Here is a 15667-nt window from a genome sequence, read left to right as displayed (position 1 = left end):
TCGAGTAATTTCATTCTAGAATACTATTCCAAACAGCTTTCTCAGCAGTTCTTCCAGCGACATCATCGTGAGCAGCAGCGGCACCATCGGCACGAGAGTGGCAGCCGCCAACTGGAGGACGGCGTCCTTCGTAAACAGTGCCAAGCGCATACCCCGCACCACCTCGAAACTATTACCCAAGTCGGCAAGCGACTGGATGTCGGCGCTGCCCACCAAGGGTTCATCGGGCGGCGCGCCGCTGCGCAGCCATTTGGCATCGAACTCGCGCACGTAACGCTCGGCCAGCGTGCCATACTCGCGTAGGCCCGTCCGCTTCGCCTCAGCAAGCTGTGCTGCGAAAAGGAAGAGCGGGGCAAACACCAGGCACTGCATAAATATGACCACGAGGGCGATCTCAACCTTGAACTCAGTGAGTGCGGCCCCGAGATGCAAGACGCGATTGGCGATCATTGCGGAAAGCAGCGCGCCGTGCGCCACCGCCAACGGCATGAAGGCGTAGGCCGTCTGGGAAAGAAACCCCAGGCCGCCGACGCGGTCCGGGTGCAGGGGCGCCAGGCTCAAGTCAATACGTGATACCTGCCAGAGAAAGCGCGCCCAGATGAACAGCCGGAAATACCAGCGTAGCATCAGGAACTGGAAGATCGGCAGGCTCACGTAGCCATACCATATCCCGGCCAAGGAGAGCGACGAGCCCGTACCGGTAGGCACCATGTACCACGAGGTCGTGTTGAGTGCCGTGTACAGGCGCCAGAAAACGAGGACCCCCACACCATAGACGAAAGCGATCAGCAGCACCTCGGCGAGCAGCGAGTTGCGTAGCCGGAAGGCCGCCGCGATGGCGGCATCAAACCGTGTCCTGTCGCCTTCTGGAATGACCTTACGCTCCAGGAACTGCTTTGCCACAAGACGCATGCGCTGGTGGACCACCAACTCTGCAGAGATCAACAGCGGCAGCGCCACCAGAAAACGAACATGAACTTCCATGTCCAGCAGGAAGGGAACGGCCGCGGTCACACCCAGCAGCTTCCCTTCAAGAGCCGAGAGTACCAGCAGCGGCACCCAAGCAAGCAGTACGCCCGCGATGACCCTTCGCCGGACCAGTTCAAGCGTATTTCCTGACAGATGTACGCGTCGAAAAAGCTGGTACAGCGGCCCGCCGAGCACCAGCGAGAAGTCGGTCTGCTCCGTCGTCAGATTTTCAGGCGGTGTCATCATGTCGTTATCTCAAGTAATTTGTCAGGATTCGACGATCGCTTCGAGTCGCCCTTTTTTGCCTATCCGCCAATGCGTCGATTTTATTCGCTGAGGCGGGCCTGGAAGTACTCCAGCGCGAATCTTGTTTTCGGTTCCTGGGCTCCGCTGAGCGCAATTCCGCACCTGGCGAGGTAACCCTTGAACTCGGCGGTGGCCTGAAAGGCCTGGTTCGGCAGGCACTTGGTGGAAATCTCGAGGATGTGCGAGCCGTCCGGATAGAGCCACAGTTCCACGACGACGTCACTATCGTAGTCCTTGGGCCGTTGCTTGGCCTTGAGCATGAGCACGGGCCCCAATGTAACCAGGGTATCCATATCGCGGTTCGCCGGAGGGTGCGCTTGGTAGAACGCCCGCTGACCCTTCGACAACAGTGAACTGAGCGGCATCTTGCCAGCGGTGATGTCGAGCACCTCCTTGCCGGTGCAAACGCCCTTGAATGATGCCGAGCACACGAAGCCGCCTGGCATCATGTCCAGCTCGATCTTGAAGCTCGCCGAGTGCCGCAGCTTCGGGTCGATCTGGTCCGGATCCACCGGACGCAGCTTGACGACAGTGTCACCGCCGCCACCCTGGATACGCCGGGCCCGGACCACCACACCGGCCTTGAACAAGTCCAGGTTGGGGGTATCGAAAAAGAACGCCTGCCGCGGCTGCGCCTCGACCGGGTCGAGTTTCAGGCGCTTCATCGTCCCACGGTGCGCCGTCATGGGCACGGATACCTTCAATTCGATGCTGGTCGACCCCTTGCTAAGTTGGAAAGCCTTCGCCAGGCCCTCGGCTGAGACGACCGGTACTTCACCTGCCGGCATGGCCTTCCTGGGCTCCGAAGTCCTCCTGGTTGCGGGAACACTCGCGGCCTTCGTGGTCTTCGCCATTGTCGTGGTCTTAGTGCTTTTAGCGGTGGTAATGGCTTATTTTCCTTCTTCTCTTCAACGTCAAAATCACTCGGTTCTAGCAGTTTTCCTGCCGAAACCCCATGCACCTCAAGAATCGAAGCGCTCGGCCAGCACGCCGTGACGCAGGCCGCGATCGCTCACCGTGATGCTCTCCTTGCCCAGCATCGCCATCACCGTCCGGACGATGCATGCACCGGCGAGAATGACTTCTGCCCGCTTCGGCTGCAGGCCGATGATGGCGCGGCGAGCATCCGCATCCTGCGACCGGTAGAGTTCGATCTGGCGATCGATCTCGGCGCGATCGAGGACCGTGCCCTGAACGATTGCCGGATCGTAGGTGGCGAGCCCGTGCTTGACCGCGGTCATGTTGGTCACGACGCCCCCCATCGCCACCAGTTTTTCGGGAACCGGGCGTCCTTCGATGCGCGACAGGTCAGCCGTAATCGCCGCCATGGCCTCGTGCAGTGCATCGAGCGACACGGCACCATCAAGCTTGTAGCGCTCGGTGTAGCGCACGGCGCCAACTTCGACGCTGAAACGGTCATCCACACTTGAGTCGTGCCCGAAGGTGAACTGGGAGCTGCCGCCGCCGGTGTCGAACACGACGAGCGAGCCCGTCTTCAACCCGAGGCCGGACTTGGCTGCCAGGTACGCCAGCCGGCCCTCTTCCTCACCGGAAATAACTTCGATATTGACGCCGGTGCGCGCCCGGATGGCGACGACGACTTCGTTGCCGTTCGCGGCGATCCGCAGGCCGGCCGTGCCCACTGCGGCGATCGCCCGCACACCGTGCCGCTTCGCTTCATCGGCCATGCCCGCGATCGCGGTGACCGTTCGTTCAAGTGCGGTGTCGATGATCACGCCCTGCTGCGCGAGGCCCTCTCCGAGGCGTGTCAGTTCCGCGCGGTCGATGACGGTGCGCCAACGTCCTTCGACGTCAAGTTCGCCGATGTGGAACTTGATCGAATTGGTGCCCGCGTCGATGACGGCGTAGCGTTCCGGTTCATCGTCGATCAGGGCCGCCAGCCCGCGGGGATAGCTGGTGTTCGTGTAGCCGCCCAAGCCAAGTCCGCGGACGGCACGAATGACCGCTTCCGCATCCGTCGACTCGACGGCGATCGTACGGGTGGGCTTGCCGTTCGCAACCACATCGGAGAATTCAGCGGTGCAGCCGCCGACCGTATAGCGGATCCGCCGCTTGTGGACGTTCACCATGCCAATCGCACCGCCCGGCTGGGCGAACGCTTTGATGAACTCGTTGAATGCGTAGTTCGCGCGGGACAGCGCAGGCACCGGGAGCCGGAGCGATTCGAACACCCTTGTCGCTTCGGGCGCTGGTAGCGGAAACTCCGCTTTCATGACCGGCGTCCACTGCTCAAGACCGTCTGCATTGACCTGCTGCAGCATCTTGATGTCCATCAGGTCTGCTCGGACCTTCACATTACCGCCGGCACCAGATAGCAGATAGACTTCGTCGCTCTCCTGCACCCCCTCCGGCGTCAGTCCCGCTAGCTGCGCCTCAGCCTCTCCGAAGCTCCGACCGAATGAGCGCCATTCCCAGCGCGGCGTAATTTTGTCCATGATGGGTTGTTCTTTCTCGAAAAGTTCGTTATCGGGATAGGCGTCTACACACCACAAACCGAATAATCCTGTCACCCTCCATCTAGCACTGGTCTGATTCATGCCACATTTTTCATGGCCGTGTGTTGATCTGTCTCAAATGTTATTAACGATTCGTGCATTTGCAGACTTATTGGCTGTTGGTGGAAGATTGAAACCCCATATCAATTCCGGCCGGCCTCATTATCAACTCGCTACACTTCGAACTTGAAACCGCCAAGATATTACGATGTCACGCCTGCGTGACGGCCGGACCAAAGGCTTGAGCCATCAAGGGAGTCACCCCGGGTATTCCGACATCGGTAACAGTCGGTCGCGGAACGGGGCAAGGCGCTGTTACGAAACGGGGAGAACGAAATGCCGTGGCTAGGTGAACTGAGGAAGCAGTTACGACTTATCCTGCCCGTGTTGATTCTGGCGCTGCTGTCGGCCTGCGCGAGCATCGGAGCGGGTTCCATGAACCGGGATCGCCTGGATTACGCTGAAGCGCTGGCGACGTCGTGGAAGGATCAGATGCTGCTGAACATCGTGAAGCTGCGCTACGGCGACACCCCGATGTTCCTTGAGGTCTCGTCGGTGATCAGTTCGTATCAACTGCAAAGTCAGGTTAATCTGGCTGGCACGTTTTCATCGGGTCTGACTCCCGGTCTTCCCGACACCTGGGGAAAGGGCGCTACCATCGGGGCAGGTGCCCTCTATAGCGATCGGCCCACCATCAGCTATACGCCGTTACAGGGAGACAGATTCACCCGGGGACTCATGCGACCGATTGCACCGTCAGCCTTGTTCCAGTTGGTGCAGGCAGGCTACCCGGTGGATCTGATCTTTCAACTGACGACGCGTGCGATCAACGGCGTCTACAATCGCTCCAACCGGTCGAGCGGAATCCGTGACGCCGACCCGGAGTTCTATCGGATTCTCGACGCGCTGCGCCGGATGCAGTTGTCCGAGGCGATAGGTTTTCGGCTCGAAAAACGCGGCTCCGATGAAATGTCGTTGATCACCTTTCGTGGCAGCAAGCTGACGCCAGCGGTCGAACAGGATATTCGGTTCCTGCGCACGGCGCTCGGCATCCAGATCGAGGCGAGCGAACTCTCATTGACCTTTGGGGCCGTGCCGCGTAATGACCGGGAACTGGCGGTGCTCACTCGTTCCATACTCGAGATGCTGATCGAATTGGGCGCCCGGGTGGAGGTGCCGACCAAGGACATCGAGGAGGGGCACACCTTTTCCATCCCACCACCCGACCCGAACAGCGGACCTCGCGACCTGCCCCTCGTGAGAATCCATGCCGGCACCGAACGGCCGACGGACGCCTTCGTCGCCGTGCGTTATCAGCGCCACTGGTTCTGGATCGATAACCGCGATTTCCGATCCAAGAGCATTTTCAGCTTCCTGTTGTTCCTTACCTCGCTCGCCGAGACCGGAGTGGCGCCGCAGGCGCCGGTACTGACCGTGCCCGCGAACTGAACGGAAGAGCGCGTTCCTTTGCGAGACAACAGGGGAAAGCATGCATGGATAACAAGCGGTCAACATTCTGCCGTTCGGTACTCGCTAAGGCTGGGCGGCTTGGGGCGCTTCGGCGTAGAGTAAATCGGATTACAACACAGTGAGGGATGACGGGCCAGCAATAGCGACCATCAGGTCCGTTGGCCGGTGATTGATTTCCTCCCTCCTTGGTCAGCCATAACGAAGCGCTGATTGATTCCTTTCTTGCGTCGAAAACGCAACGTAAGCTATTGATTGCATTGGGGCGGAAATTTCGTAAACCGAGTAGATCAGCGCTTCCTTAGCGCCGCAGCTAAATTTGCCAGCGCCCCCGCCCGGAAAAAATCGAAATTCGGCAACAGCAATTCGTCCATTTGCCCAGGCAGGATGCCGAAGAGTGTTCCGAAACCAACGCGTTCGCCAAGGCCTTCGCGCAATGGGAATCAGTCCCGCCAGCCACCTGGCACAAGCGGTTGCGGTCCGTCCCGCCGTTGGGGCGCAAGTAACCGGCAAGAATGCAAGATCATCGAGGCGCCATCGTATCGGGCATCTGGCCGACGGGAGGCTTGCCATGACCGACGGCATTCGGGTAAAGGGCGAATGCCGGATGGTTGGCGCGAGCTTTGGGTCCTGGTTGCCAACCACGCTCCCAGCAAGTAGAGTGGGAAATCGCTTATATAGGAAAATTGACCATGTCCAGCAAATCCTTCGTCACCATAACTTCTGATCTTGCCAAAGCCATGGGTACCCTGCGCAAGGAAATTCCCGACACCATGCAGGGCTTCAGTGCCATGCACAACGGAGCAATGAAAGGCGGCGTTCTCAGCGAACTGGACAAGGAATTGCTGGCGCTGGCGATTGGGGTCGCGCAGCACTGCGACGGCTGCATCGGCTTTCACGTCAAGGCGCTGATCCGCTTGAAGGTCACCCGCGAGCAGTTGATGGAAACGCTGGGTGTCTGCGTTTACATGGGGGGCGGACCGGCCCTGATGTACGCCGCCGAAGCAGTCCGCGCCTATGAGGAATTCACCGCACCAAACTAGGCGCGTCCATCAGGAGTCCGGCACTCGGCAGGCTTCTTGTCGGGACAGGGAACTTCTTCGCGTGATGTCGAAAGCAGTGTATGGATTGTCGTGTAATGTGCATGACAATTATGGCGCATGGAGTAGGATAGTGAACCCTAGAGCACGCGTCGTGTATGCGTTTGGCCATGGGTTCAGTGAAATATCGATGTCGCGTTCGGACTGCCGATGGTCGGGTCGTGGCCTGTGATGGAACCGCCGTCGCGGCGAATTGAATCAAAGAGTTTGCTTACAGAATAACCGATAGGATGATAATCACTCTCTGGACGGCGACAAGGCAGGAACTTCAGCGTGAAATGTCGCGTGAAGCGGCGGATTTGCTGGAGAAACCGAGCGCGCTGTCAAGGGAAATCCGTCTTGATTTTTTGAATGCTGAAGAGGTTTCTTGATGACTGACCCCTCCCAATCCCGCTTTCCCTTTTCCAGCCAACAAGCCATTCCCGTTCCTGGCCAACAGGCTCTTGATTACTGGATTGATGGCTGGCAGCGCACCATCCTGTTCTGGGACGTGCTGCGCCAGCGTAGCGATCAGTACTACGCGCAAAAGGCGAAGGAGGTGCCGAACGTGCTCAGTTTCGACGCCGAACTGGTGCTGGACGGGCGGACCTTCGAGCGGCCGGCCAATTACCTGCTGGTGCGCGTCAAACCGCCGAAAGGCGTGGTGATCGACCCCAAGAAACGCCCGTTCGTCGTGGTCGACCCGCGCGCCGGGCACGGGCCGGGCATCGGCGGTTTCAAGGCTGACAGCGAACTTGGCGTGGCGATGCGCGCCGGCCATCCCAGCTATTTCGTCGGCTTCACGCCGGAGCCGATGTCGGGCCAGACCATCGAAGACATCATGCGCGTGGAAGCCGTGTTTCTTGAGAAGGTCATCGAACTCCACCCGCAAGCCGACGGCAAGCCCTGCGTGATCGGCAACTGCCAGGCCGGCTGGGCGGTGATGATGCTGGCGGCGACGCGGCCGGAACTCTTCGGGCCGCTGATCATACCCGGCTCGCCGCTGTCTTACTGGGCCGGGGTGGAGGGCGAGAACCCGATGCGCTACACGGGCGGCCTGGCCGGTGGCAGTTGGGTCACCGCGCTCACCAGCGACCTCGGCGGCGGCAAGTTCGACGGCGCCCATCTGGTCGAAAACTTCGAAAATCTCAACCCCGCCAACACGCTGTGGACCAAGAACTTCGACCTGTGGAAAAAGGTCGACACCGAGGGAGCGCGCTTTCTCGAATTCGAGAAGTGGTGGGGCGGTCACGTCAGCCTCAACGCCGAAGAAATGCAGTGGATTGTCGACCAGTTGTTTGTCGGCAACCGGCTGGCCACCGCCGAAATCGTTACCAGCGAAGGCGTGCGCGTCGACCTGCGCAATATCCGTTCGCCGATCCTCTGTTTCTGCTCCAAGGGCGACAACATCACGCCGCCGCAGCAGGCGCTGGGCTGGATCGTCGACCTCTACGGCAAGGACGACGACCTCCGCGCCTGTGGCCAGACCATCGTCTACGCCATCCACGAAACCATCGGCCATCTCGGCATCTTCGTTTCAGGCGGCGTCGCCAGGAAAGAACATCAGGAGTTCTCGTCCAACATCGATCTGATCGACGTCCTGCCGCCGGGCCTGTACGAGGCGGTGATGACCCCCAAGGCCACCGCCACGGTCAACGCCGATCTGGTCGGCGGCGACTGGATCGTGCGCTTCGAGCCGCGCACGCTGGACGACGTCCGGGCCATCGTCCAGCCCGACCCCGAGAACGAACGACGCTTCGCCACCGTGAGGCAGATTTCGGAGATCAATCTCGGCCTCTATCGCACGCTGTTTCAGCCCTTTGTTCAGGCTCTTGCCAACAACCAGACCGCCGAATGGCTGCCCAAGCTGAACACTGCCGAACTGCCCTATCAACTTTTTTCGGAGCGCAACCCGCTGATGCGGCAGATTGCCCTGCTCGCCGAGCAGGTGCGCGAGCAGCGCCGGCCCGCTTCACCCGACAATCCGATGCTCCAGGTACAGGCTGCGATCTCGGACGGAATCATCGCCGCCCTCGACGGCTATCGCGACTTGCGCGATCACTCCATGGAGCAGATCTTCCTTGGCCTCTACAGCTCGCCGGTTTTGCAGGCATTGGTCGGAATACGCGCCGCGGATGAACCCGTGCGCCGGCATCCCGGCATCGAACCGGAGCGTGTCGCCTTCATCGAGCAGCGTATCGCCGAACTCAAGGCCCGCCTTGCCGAAGGCGGGTTGCGCGAGGCGACGATTCGCAGTCTGGTCTACATCGGTTTGGCTGGAGCGGGCGTAGACGAGCGCGCTTTCGAAGTGTTGCGCCAGATGCGCGCCGAGCACGGCGGCCTGACTCTGGAAGAATTCAAACAGCTGTTGCGCGAACAGTTCTTCGCCTTGCTGCTTGACCGCGACGGCGCGCTGGCAGCGATTCCGCAAATGCTTCCTGGCGATGTTGACGTCCGGAACGAGGCGCTCGACAAGATTCGCCAGGTTGTTTCGGCGGCCGGCGAGGTCGCCGGCGAACAGGCCGAACGGCTGATGCGGATCGAGAAACTGTTCGCTGCGGCCGAACCGGGTGCGGCGGGCTAAGACAAGGCTGACGCATAGGCAACGATACGAGGAGCAAGCGATGGAACGCAAACACGAGAAATATGAACAGCTTATCGCCCGCTGTCAAACCCTGAAGCCAGTCCCGACTGCCGTCGCCCACCCTTGCGACGAGAGTTCGCTCAGGGGCGCGGTCGAGGCGGCCGAACTCGGCATCCTGCAGCCGATCCTGGTCGGGCCACGGGCCAGGATCGAAGCAGTCGCGGGACAGTTCGGCCTCGACATCTCCAGATATGAAATCGTCGATACCCCGCACAGTCACGCCTCCGCCGACCTGGCAGTGCAACTGGCGCGCGAAGGCAAGGCCGAGATGCTGATGAAGGGTAGCCTGCACACCGACGAACTGATGGGTGCGGTGGTGCGCAGCGGGACCGGTTTGCGTACCGAGCGCCGCATCAGCCACGCCTTCATCATGGACGTGCCGAGTCAGGACCGGCCGATCATCGTCACCGACGCGGCGATCAATATCTTCCCGACGCTGGAAGACAAGATGCACATCGTCCAGAACGCCATCGACCTCGCCCACGCCTTGGGCATGACCCAGCCGAAGGTGGCGATCCTGTCGGCGATGGAGACGGTGACCCCCAAGATACCGTCCACGGTGGAGGCCGCCGCCCTGTGCAAGATGGCCGACCGCAAGCAGATCACCGGCGGCATCCTCGACGGCCCGCTGGCGCTGGATAACGCCATCGACCTCGCGGCGGCCCGGATCAAGCAGATTGACTCGCCGGTTGCCGGGTTCGCCGACATCCTGGTGGTGCCGGACCTCGAGGCGGGCAACATGCTGGCCAAGAGCCTCAGCTTCATGGCCGGCGCGGACGCCGCCGGCATCGTGCTTGGCGCGCGGGTGCCGATCATCCTCACCAGCCGCGCCGATTCGGTAATGACCCGGCTCGCCTCCTGCGCGGTGGCAGCCTTGGTCGCCCAGGCACGGCGGGAGAGCGCCAGCAAGGCCGTGAAGGCATGAGCGACGCGATTCTGGTAGTCAACGCGGGCTCGTCCAGCATCAAGTTCTCGCTGTTTCTGGAACGGGGTGAGGCGCTTGATCTGTTGCTTGGCGGGCAGATCGAGGGGCTCTACAGCGCACCCCGGTTCAAGGCCAGGGACGCGGCGGGCGCCGTCGTCGGTGAACGGCAGTGGGCGGACGGTGAGCCGCTTGGTCACGATGGCGCCATCGCCCATCTGGCCGGCTTCCTCCGTGAGCAACTGGGCGAACACCGGCTGGCCGCCGTCGGCCATCGGGTGGTGCATGGCGGCTCTGCCTACGCCGCGCCGGTGCGACTGACTGCCGAGATCGTCGAACACCTGGAGCAATTCATCCCGCTGGCGCCCTTGCACCAGCCGCATAACCTCAAGCCTATCCGCTTGCTGCTGGACAACCAGCCGCAATTGCCGCAGGTGGCCTGTTTCGACACCGCCTTCCATCGTAATCAGCCGGAGGTCGCCCAGGCCTTCGCACTGCCGCCCGCGATCACCGACCGTGGCGTGCTCCGCTACGGATTCCACGGCCTTTCCTATGAATACATCGCCTCGGTCCTGCCCGAGGTCGACCCGCGCGCGGCGGCGGGACGCAGCGTCGTGCTGCACCTGGGCAATGGCGCCAGCATGTGCGCGATCCACGCTGGCCGGAGCGTCGCCAGCACCATGGGCTTTACCGCCGTCGACGGGCTGCCGATGGGCACCCGCAGCGGCAATCTCGACCCCGGCGTGGTTCTCTATCTGATGGACGAACTGAAGATGGATGCTCGCGCCATCGAAAAGCTGCTTTACCAGCAGTCGGGGCTGCTCGGGGTTTCCGGCGTCTCCAGCGACATGCGCACCCTGCTCACTTCCGACGAACCACGGGCCAAATTCGCGGTGGAATTGTTCGTCTACCGCATCGGTCGGGAACTCGGTTCGCTAGCCGCCGCGCTCGGCGGACTCGACGCCCTGGTGTTCACCGCCGGCATCGGCGAGCACGCCGCCGCGATCCGGGAACGGGTCTGCCGCGCCGCCGCCTGGCTCGGGGTTGAACTCGATCTTGCCGCCAACGCGGCGGGTGGTCCGCGCCTGAGCATGGCGGGCAGCCGGGTTGCAGCCTGGGTGATTCCGACCAACGAAGAACTGATGATCGCCCGCCATACCCGGCGCCTCCTCAACCCAGCCTGACAAGGAGCACAACATCATGGCTTTTGATATCCCCAGTCCCCCGCTCAAGGGCAAGAAGGCCCTGGTTGTCGGCATCGCCAACCAGAATTCCATTGCCTATGGTTGTGCCAAGGCGTTTCACGAACTGCAGGCTGACCTGGCGATCACATACCTCAACGAAAAGTCGAAACAGTATGTCGAACCGTTAGCGACGGCCCTCGAGGCTCCGATCTTCATGCCCCTCGATGTCAGTCAGCCCGGCCAGCTCGAAGTGCTGTTCGAGGAAATCACCCGGAAGTGGGGCCGCCTCGACATCCTGGTTCATTCGATCGCCTTCGCCCCGAAGGCGGATCTGCAGGGTGGCCTGATCAACTGTTCGGCGGAAGGTTTCGCCAAGGCGATGGATATTTCGTGCCACTCCTTCATCCGCATGGCCAAGCTGGCCGCACCGCTGATGGATCAGGGCGGAGCGATGTTCGCGATGAGCTACCACGGCGCCAATGAAGTGGCACCGAACTATAACGTGATGGGGCCGGTGAAGGCGGCGCTGGAATCCGCCTGCCGCTACCTGGCCTACGAGCTGGGACCGCAGGACATCCGGGTGCATGCCATCTCGCCGGGGCCGCTCAAGACCCGGGCCGCCTCCGGGCTCAAGGACTTCAACCTGCTGCTCAACGAGGCGGCGCAGCGGGCACCGCTCGGGGAACTGGTCGACATCATGGACGTCGGTTTCACCTGCGCCTTCCTGGCCACCCCCTACGCCCGCCGCCTGACCGGCAGCACGGTGCACGTCGATGGCGGCTTGAATATCATGGCTTGAGGCAGCCAGGCAGGTTCGGGGCTGGGATGCAGTCGCTGGATCAGACTTGGGCGAGGTCTTCCAGCATCTTCTGCAGTTCGCCCGTCTGGTACATCTCTTTCATGATATCGCAGCCGCCGACGAACTCGCCGTTGATGTAGAGCTGCGGAATCGTCGGCCAGTTGGCGTACTCCTTGATACCGTTGCGGATTTCCTCATCGGCCAGCACGTTGACCGTGACGAGGTCGCTGACCCCGCAGGCCTTGAGGATCTGCACGGAAGTTGCCGAAAAGCCGCACTGCGGAAAACGTGCGTCGCCTTTCATGTAAAGTACGACCGGGTTGTTGGTCACGGTTGAGTGGATGCGTTGCTGAACGTCGGACATGCTTGCTCCAGATTGAAAAAAAGTGATGGTGACCCGGTCACTGCCGGCCAGGTCGGGAAAAGTTGCGGCGAATTGGAACGCGGTAGCGGTCAATAAGTTCCGGCTTGCCGCGCCCTGCTCGTGGCCGTGCTCGAAGAGCAGCCAACCGCCCGGTTTCAGATGTCCGGGTGCGCCGGCGACGATACGGCGGATACATCCCAGCCCGTCGGCGCCGCCGGTCAGCGCCAGTTGTGGCTCGAAAGGCAGGCCGTCGTGCGCCAGATGCGGGTCGCCGGCGGCCACATAAGGCGGGTTGGCGACGATGAGGTCGAAGGATTCTCCGGCCACCGGCGCAAACCAGTCTCCCTCGCGAAAATCGACACGCGCCCCGAGCCGCCCGGCATTGTTGCGTGCCACGGATATTGCCCCGGGCGCGAGGTCGACCGCGACAACGGCCGCCGTCGGGCATTCCAGCGCCAGCGAGATGGCAACGATGCCCGAACCGGTGCCGAGATCGAGTATCCGCGGTGCCGTCCAGCCGTGCAGTCTTTCGAGTGCAAGGTCGATCAGGACCTCGGTTTCCGGCCGCGGAATCAGCACATCCGGCGAAACCTCGAAGACACGACCACGGAATTCGGCCTCGCCGATCAGATAGGCCAGCGGCTCGCCGCTTGTCCGGCGCGCGACCCAGGCCATGAACAGTTCGCCTGCCGCCGTGGCGACCGGAGTTTCCGGCCGTACCAGCAGGTCGGTGTGCGAACAGCCGGTGGCATGTTGCAGCAGCAGTCGCGCATCGAGCCGGTCGATTTTCCGCCGTGCTGCGGTCAACGCCTCCAAGAGCGTCATTGCTGCTCGCCGAGTTCCGCCAGCAGGTCGGCCTGATGCTCGGCGGCGAGCGCGTCGAGGAGTTCGTCCATGTCGCCTTCAATGATCGTCGCGATCTTGTACAGCGTCAGGTTGATGCGGTGGTCGGTGATCCGTCCCTGTGGGAAGTTGTAGGTACGGATACGCTCGGAACGGTCGCCCGAGCCAATCAGTCGCTTGCGCGTGCTGGCGATGTGGCTCTGCTGGGCGCGTACCTGGATGTCCCTGATGCGCGCGGTCAGCACGCGCAGCGCGGAAGCACGGTTGGCGTGCTGCGAACGGCCGTCCTGACATTCGGCGACGATGCCGGTCGGGAGGTGCGTGATGCGCACGGCCGAATCGGTCTTGTTGATGTGCTGACCGCCGGCTCCCGAGGCACGGAAGGTGTCGATGCGTAAATCGGCCGGGTTGAGGGCGACCTCGTCGACCTCGTCGGCTTCCGGCATGACCGCCACGGTGCACGCCGAGGTATGGATGCGGCCCTGGGTTTCGGTTTCCGGGACGCGCTGCACGCGATGGGCGCCGGACTCGAATTTCAGGCGCGAATAGGCGCCGGTGCCGGCGATACGGCAGATGATTTCGCGATAGCCGCCGAGATCCGATTCGCTGGCCGAGATGACCTCGACCTGCCAGCGCTGGCGCTCGGCATAGCGGGAATACATGCGGAAGAGGTCGCCGGAGAACAGCGCCGATTCGTCGCCGCCGGTGCCGGCGCGGATTTCGAAGATGACGCTCTTGTCGTCGTCGGGGTCGCGCGGCAGCAGCAGCGTCTGCAGTCCGAGTTCCAGCGCCGGCAGGCGCGCCGTGGCGGCGGCGATTTCCTCGTCGGCGAATTCGCGCATTTCGGGGTCGGCACGCATCGCCTCGGCTTCGGCGATGTCGTTTTCGGCCTGGCGGAAGGCGTTGAAGTGGATGATGAGCGGCTCCAGTTCCGCGCGCTCGCGGGCGAGCCGGCGGAAATGGTCCATGTCGCTGGCGGCGTCCGGGGCCGACAGCATGCGGTCGATCTCGTCGAGGCGGTCGACCAGCAGGTCAAGTTTCTGGCGGATCGAGGGTTTCATGATGGCTATCTGCGCTGGCGCCCGGGGTGAGCGCTACTCACCGGAATGGAGGTGAAAGAGACGCTCGGTCAGAGTCTGCAGGTCGGCGCGATCGGCGCCATCGGCGAAATTGAGGGTCTGCGTCGGGGCATGCAGGAACTTGTTGGTGAGCCGCTGCGACAGTTGCTCGATGACCTTTTCCGGCGCTTCGCCACGGGTCAGCAGCTTCAGCGCATGGGCGATCTCGTGGCGGCGCATGCGCTCGGCGGAATCGCGCAGCGAGCGAATGACCGGCACCGTGTCGCGCGCTTCCAGCCAGCCGAGAAAGTCACGGACGCGGTTGGTGACGATTGTCTCCGCCTCGACCACGGCCGCCTGCCGCGACTCAAGTCCGCTCTCGACGACGTTGGCGAGATCGTCGACGGTATAGAGGAAGACGTCGTCCAGTTCGCCGACTTCTTCCTCGATGTCGCGCGGCACGGCGAGGTCGACCATCAACATCGGCCGGTGGCGGCGCGCCTTGACCGCCCGTTCGATCATGCCGAGGCCGATGATCGGCAGCGGGCTGGCGGTGCAGGAAACGACGATGTCGTGCTGCGCCATGTGCTCGGCCAGTTCGTCGAGGCGGATGGCGGTGCCGTTGTAGCGCTCGGCGAGCACCCGGCCGCGCTCGACGGTGCGGTTGGCAATGGTCACCAGTTTCGGCTGCCTGGCGCAGAAGTGGGATGCGCACAGTTCGATCATCGCGCCGGCACCGATGAACAGGATGTGCTGCGCCGCGATAGATTCGAAAATGCGCTCGGCGAGATGGACGCCGGCGGCGGCCATCGAGACGACGTTGGCGCCGATCGCCGTCGTGCTGCGCACTTCCTTGGCCACCGAGAACGAGCGCTGGAACAGCTTGTGCAGTTGTGTTCCGAGCGTGCCGCTCTCCTCGGCGACGCGCACCGCTTCCTTCATCTGGCCGAGGATCTGCGGCTCGCCGATGACCATCGAGTCGAGGCCGCTGGCGACGCGGAAGGCATGGCGAATCGCTTCCGGCTGATCGTGCAGGAAGAGGTAGGGCGCGATTTCGCCGCGTTCGACCTGATGGTAGCGCGTCAGCCAGTCGACGATCATGTCGGGTGTCTCGGCGGCGCAGTAGATCTCGGTACGGTTGCAGGTCGACAGGATTGCTGCCTCCCTGACCCTGCTGCTGTGCGTCAGGTCGGCCAGCGCCTGATGTAGATTCTCGGCATGGAACGCCACGCGCTCGCGAATGGCGAGTGGCGCGGAGTGATGGTTGATGCCGAGGGTGTAGATCACCGGGGTTGGGCTGGCCGCACGAAATGGAGGCCGATTATAGCATCCGGCCCGGTCCGGCCCTTTGCGGCCAGGAAGCGCCGCAGCGCCGTGGCTCTTCGGGACGCGCTACAAACCGGGCCGGTGAAAGGTGTTGGCAGCAACCGTCGCTCAGCCGCACCAGATCGGCCTCGCTGGCCAGACGGGCAACGGCATGGACGAAATCGGGTGGTTTTTCGGGGTCGACCGCAAA

Annotated in this window: 13 protein-coding genes; 7 read left to right on the top strand and 6 right to left on the bottom strand. The window is 62.4% G+C overall.

The features are described from left to right. Positions 1 to 15: 15 nt before the first annotated feature. Both IPP03_09165 and IPP03_09160 read right to left on the bottom strand, forming a co-directional pair. Entirely contained in the window at positions 16 to 1215 is a 1200-nt protein-coding gene (locus IPP03_09165) for a hypothetical protein (protein MBL0352816.1), read from the bottom strand. An 80-nt stretch (positions 1216 to 1295) separates the two neighbouring features. Next, positions 1296 to 1961: an adenylate cyclase gene (locus IPP03_09160; protein ID MBL0352815.1), complete on the bottom strand. Its 666-nt coding sequence runs from the start codon at positions 1959 to 1961 to the stop codon at positions 1296 to 1298. Between IPP03_09160 and IPP03_09155 the strand changes: the two genes are divergently transcribed. Beyond that, the gene (locus IPP03_09155) at positions 1960 to 2271 is read left to right on the top strand and encodes a hypothetical protein (protein MBL0352814.1); all 312 of its coding nucleotides are present in this window, start codon (positions 1960 to 1962) and stop codon (positions 2269 to 2271) included. The two genes, IPP03_09160 and IPP03_09155, sit on opposite strands and share 2 nt — an antisense overlap. On the opposite strand, the gene IPP03_09150 is transcribed toward IPP03_09155, so the two are convergent. Continuing rightward, a complete protein-coding gene (locus IPP03_09150) occupies positions 2238 to 3731 on the bottom strand; it encodes a Ppx/GppA family phosphatase (GenBank protein MBL0352813.1) in 1494 nt (497 codons plus the stop codon). The two genes, IPP03_09155 and IPP03_09150, sit on opposite strands and share 34 nt — an antisense overlap. Positions 3732 to 4127: 396 nt before the next feature. On the opposite strand from IPP03_09150, the gene IPP03_09145 reads away from it, so the two are divergent. The 6 genes from IPP03_09145 (at position 4128) to fabI (ending at position 11886) form a co-directional block, all read left to right on the top strand. Further along, positions 4128 to 5240, top strand: a complete 1113-nt coding sequence (locus IPP03_09145) for a hypothetical protein (GenBank protein ID MBL0352812.1) — start codon at positions 4128 to 4130, stop codon at positions 5238 to 5240. A 710-nt stretch (positions 5241 to 5950) separates the two neighbouring features. Beyond that, on the top strand, positions 5951 to 6301 hold the full coding sequence (locus IPP03_09140; GenBank protein ID MBL0352811.1) for a carboxymuconolactone decarboxylase family protein: 351 nt from the start codon (positions 5951 to 5953) through the stop codon (positions 6299 to 6301). Between the two features lie 427 nt (positions 6302 to 6728). After that, positions 6729 to 8921 carry a DUF3141 domain-containing protein gene (locus tag IPP03_09135; protein MBL0352810.1) on the top strand — a complete coding sequence of 731 codons (2193 nt, stop codon included), beginning with the start codon at positions 6729 to 6731 and terminating at the stop codon, positions 8919 to 8921. A 40-nt stretch (positions 8922 to 8961) separates the two neighbouring features. Continuing rightward, entirely contained in the window at positions 8962 to 9906 is a 945-nt protein-coding gene (locus IPP03_09130; protein MBL0352809.1) for a phosphate acetyltransferase, read from the top strand. Continuing rightward, a complete protein-coding gene (locus tag IPP03_09125) occupies positions 9903 to 11087 on the top strand; it encodes an acetate/propionate family kinase (GenBank protein MBL0352808.1) in 1185 nt (394 codons plus the stop codon). Before IPP03_09130 ends, IPP03_09125 begins: the two co-directional genes overlap by 4 nt. Positions 11088 to 11103: 16 nt before the next feature. Beyond that, positions 11104 to 11886: an enoyl-ACP reductase FabI gene (gene fabI / locus IPP03_09120; protein ID MBL0352807.1), complete on the top strand. Its 783-nt coding sequence runs from the start codon at positions 11104 to 11106 to the stop codon at positions 11884 to 11886. A 40-nt stretch (positions 11887 to 11926) separates the two neighbouring features. Here fabI and prmC read toward each other — a convergent pair whose 3' ends face one another. Genes prmC through IPP03_09105 form a run of 3 tightly spaced genes read right to left on the bottom strand, consistent with a single transcriptional unit; the run spans position 11927 to position 15438 of the window. Next, positions 11927 to 13075, bottom strand: coding sequence for a peptide chain release factor N(5)-glutamine methyltransferase (prmC, locus tag IPP03_09115; protein ID MBL0352806.1), 1149 nt, complete (start codon positions 13073 to 13075; stop codon positions 11927 to 11929). Further along, entirely contained in the window at positions 13072 to 14154 is a 1083-nt protein-coding gene (gene prfA, locus IPP03_09110; GenBank protein MBL0352805.1) for a peptide chain release factor 1, read from the bottom strand. Before prfA ends, prmC begins: the two co-directional genes overlap by 4 nt. Positions 14155 to 14187: 33 nt before the next feature. After that, complete coding sequence (locus IPP03_09105) at positions 14188 to 15438, bottom strand: glutamyl-tRNA reductase (protein ID MBL0352804.1); 1251 nt, start codon at positions 15436 to 15438, stop codon at positions 14188 to 14190. Positions 15439 to 15667: the final 229 nt, after the last annotated feature.

The organism is Candidatus Dechloromonas phosphoritropha (genome assembly GCA_016722705.1).
GTDB lineage: Bacteria > Pseudomonadota > Gammaproteobacteria > Burkholderiales > Rhodocyclaceae > Azonexus > Azonexus phosphoritrophus.
This window is presented reverse-complemented; position numbering and strand designations above follow the sequence as displayed.

Bases quoted from the DNA above. Each gene is read 5' to 3' on its own strand.
- IPP03_09165 (MBL0352816.1), bottom strand. From the start codon at position 1,215: ATGATGACACCGCCTGAAAATCTGACGACGGAGCAGACCGACTTCTCG.
- IPP03_09155 (MBL0352814.1), top strand. From the start codon at position 1,960: ATGGGCACGGATACCTTCAATTCGATGCTGGTCGACCCCTTGCTAAGT.
- IPP03_09160 (MBL0352815.1), bottom strand. From the start codon at position 1,961: ATGACGGCGCACCGTGGGACGATGAAGCGCCTGAAACTCGACCCGGTC.
- IPP03_09150 (MBL0352813.1), bottom strand. From the start codon at position 3,731: ATGGACAAAATTACGCCGCGCTGGGAATGGCGCTCATTCGGTCGGAGC.
- IPP03_09145 (MBL0352812.1), top strand. From the start codon at position 4,128: ATGCCGTGGCTAGGTGAACTGAGGAAGCAGTTACGACTTATCCTGCCC.
- IPP03_09140 (MBL0352811.1), top strand. From the start codon at position 5,951: ATGTCCAGCAAATCCTTCGTCACCATAACTTCTGATCTTGCCAAAGCC.
- IPP03_09135 (MBL0352810.1), top strand. From the start codon at position 6,729: ATGACTGACCCCTCCCAATCCCGCTTTCCCTTTTCCAGCCAACAAGCC.
- IPP03_09130 (MBL0352809.1), top strand. From the start codon at position 8,962: ATGGAACGCAAACACGAGAAATATGAACAGCTTATCGCCCGCTGTCAA.
- IPP03_09125 (MBL0352808.1), top strand. From the start codon at position 9,903: ATGAGCGACGCGATTCTGGTAGTCAACGCGGGCTCGTCCAGCATCAAG.
- fabI (MBL0352807.1), top strand. From the start codon at position 11,104: ATGGCTTTTGATATCCCCAGTCCCCCGCTCAAGGGCAAGAAGGCCCTG.
- prmC (MBL0352806.1), bottom strand. From the start codon at position 13,075: ATGACGCTCTTGGAGGCGTTGACCGCAGCACGGCGGAAAATCGACCGG.
- prfA (MBL0352805.1), bottom strand. From the start codon at position 14,154: ATGAAACCCTCGATCCGCCAGAAACTTGACCTGCTGGTCGACCGCCTC.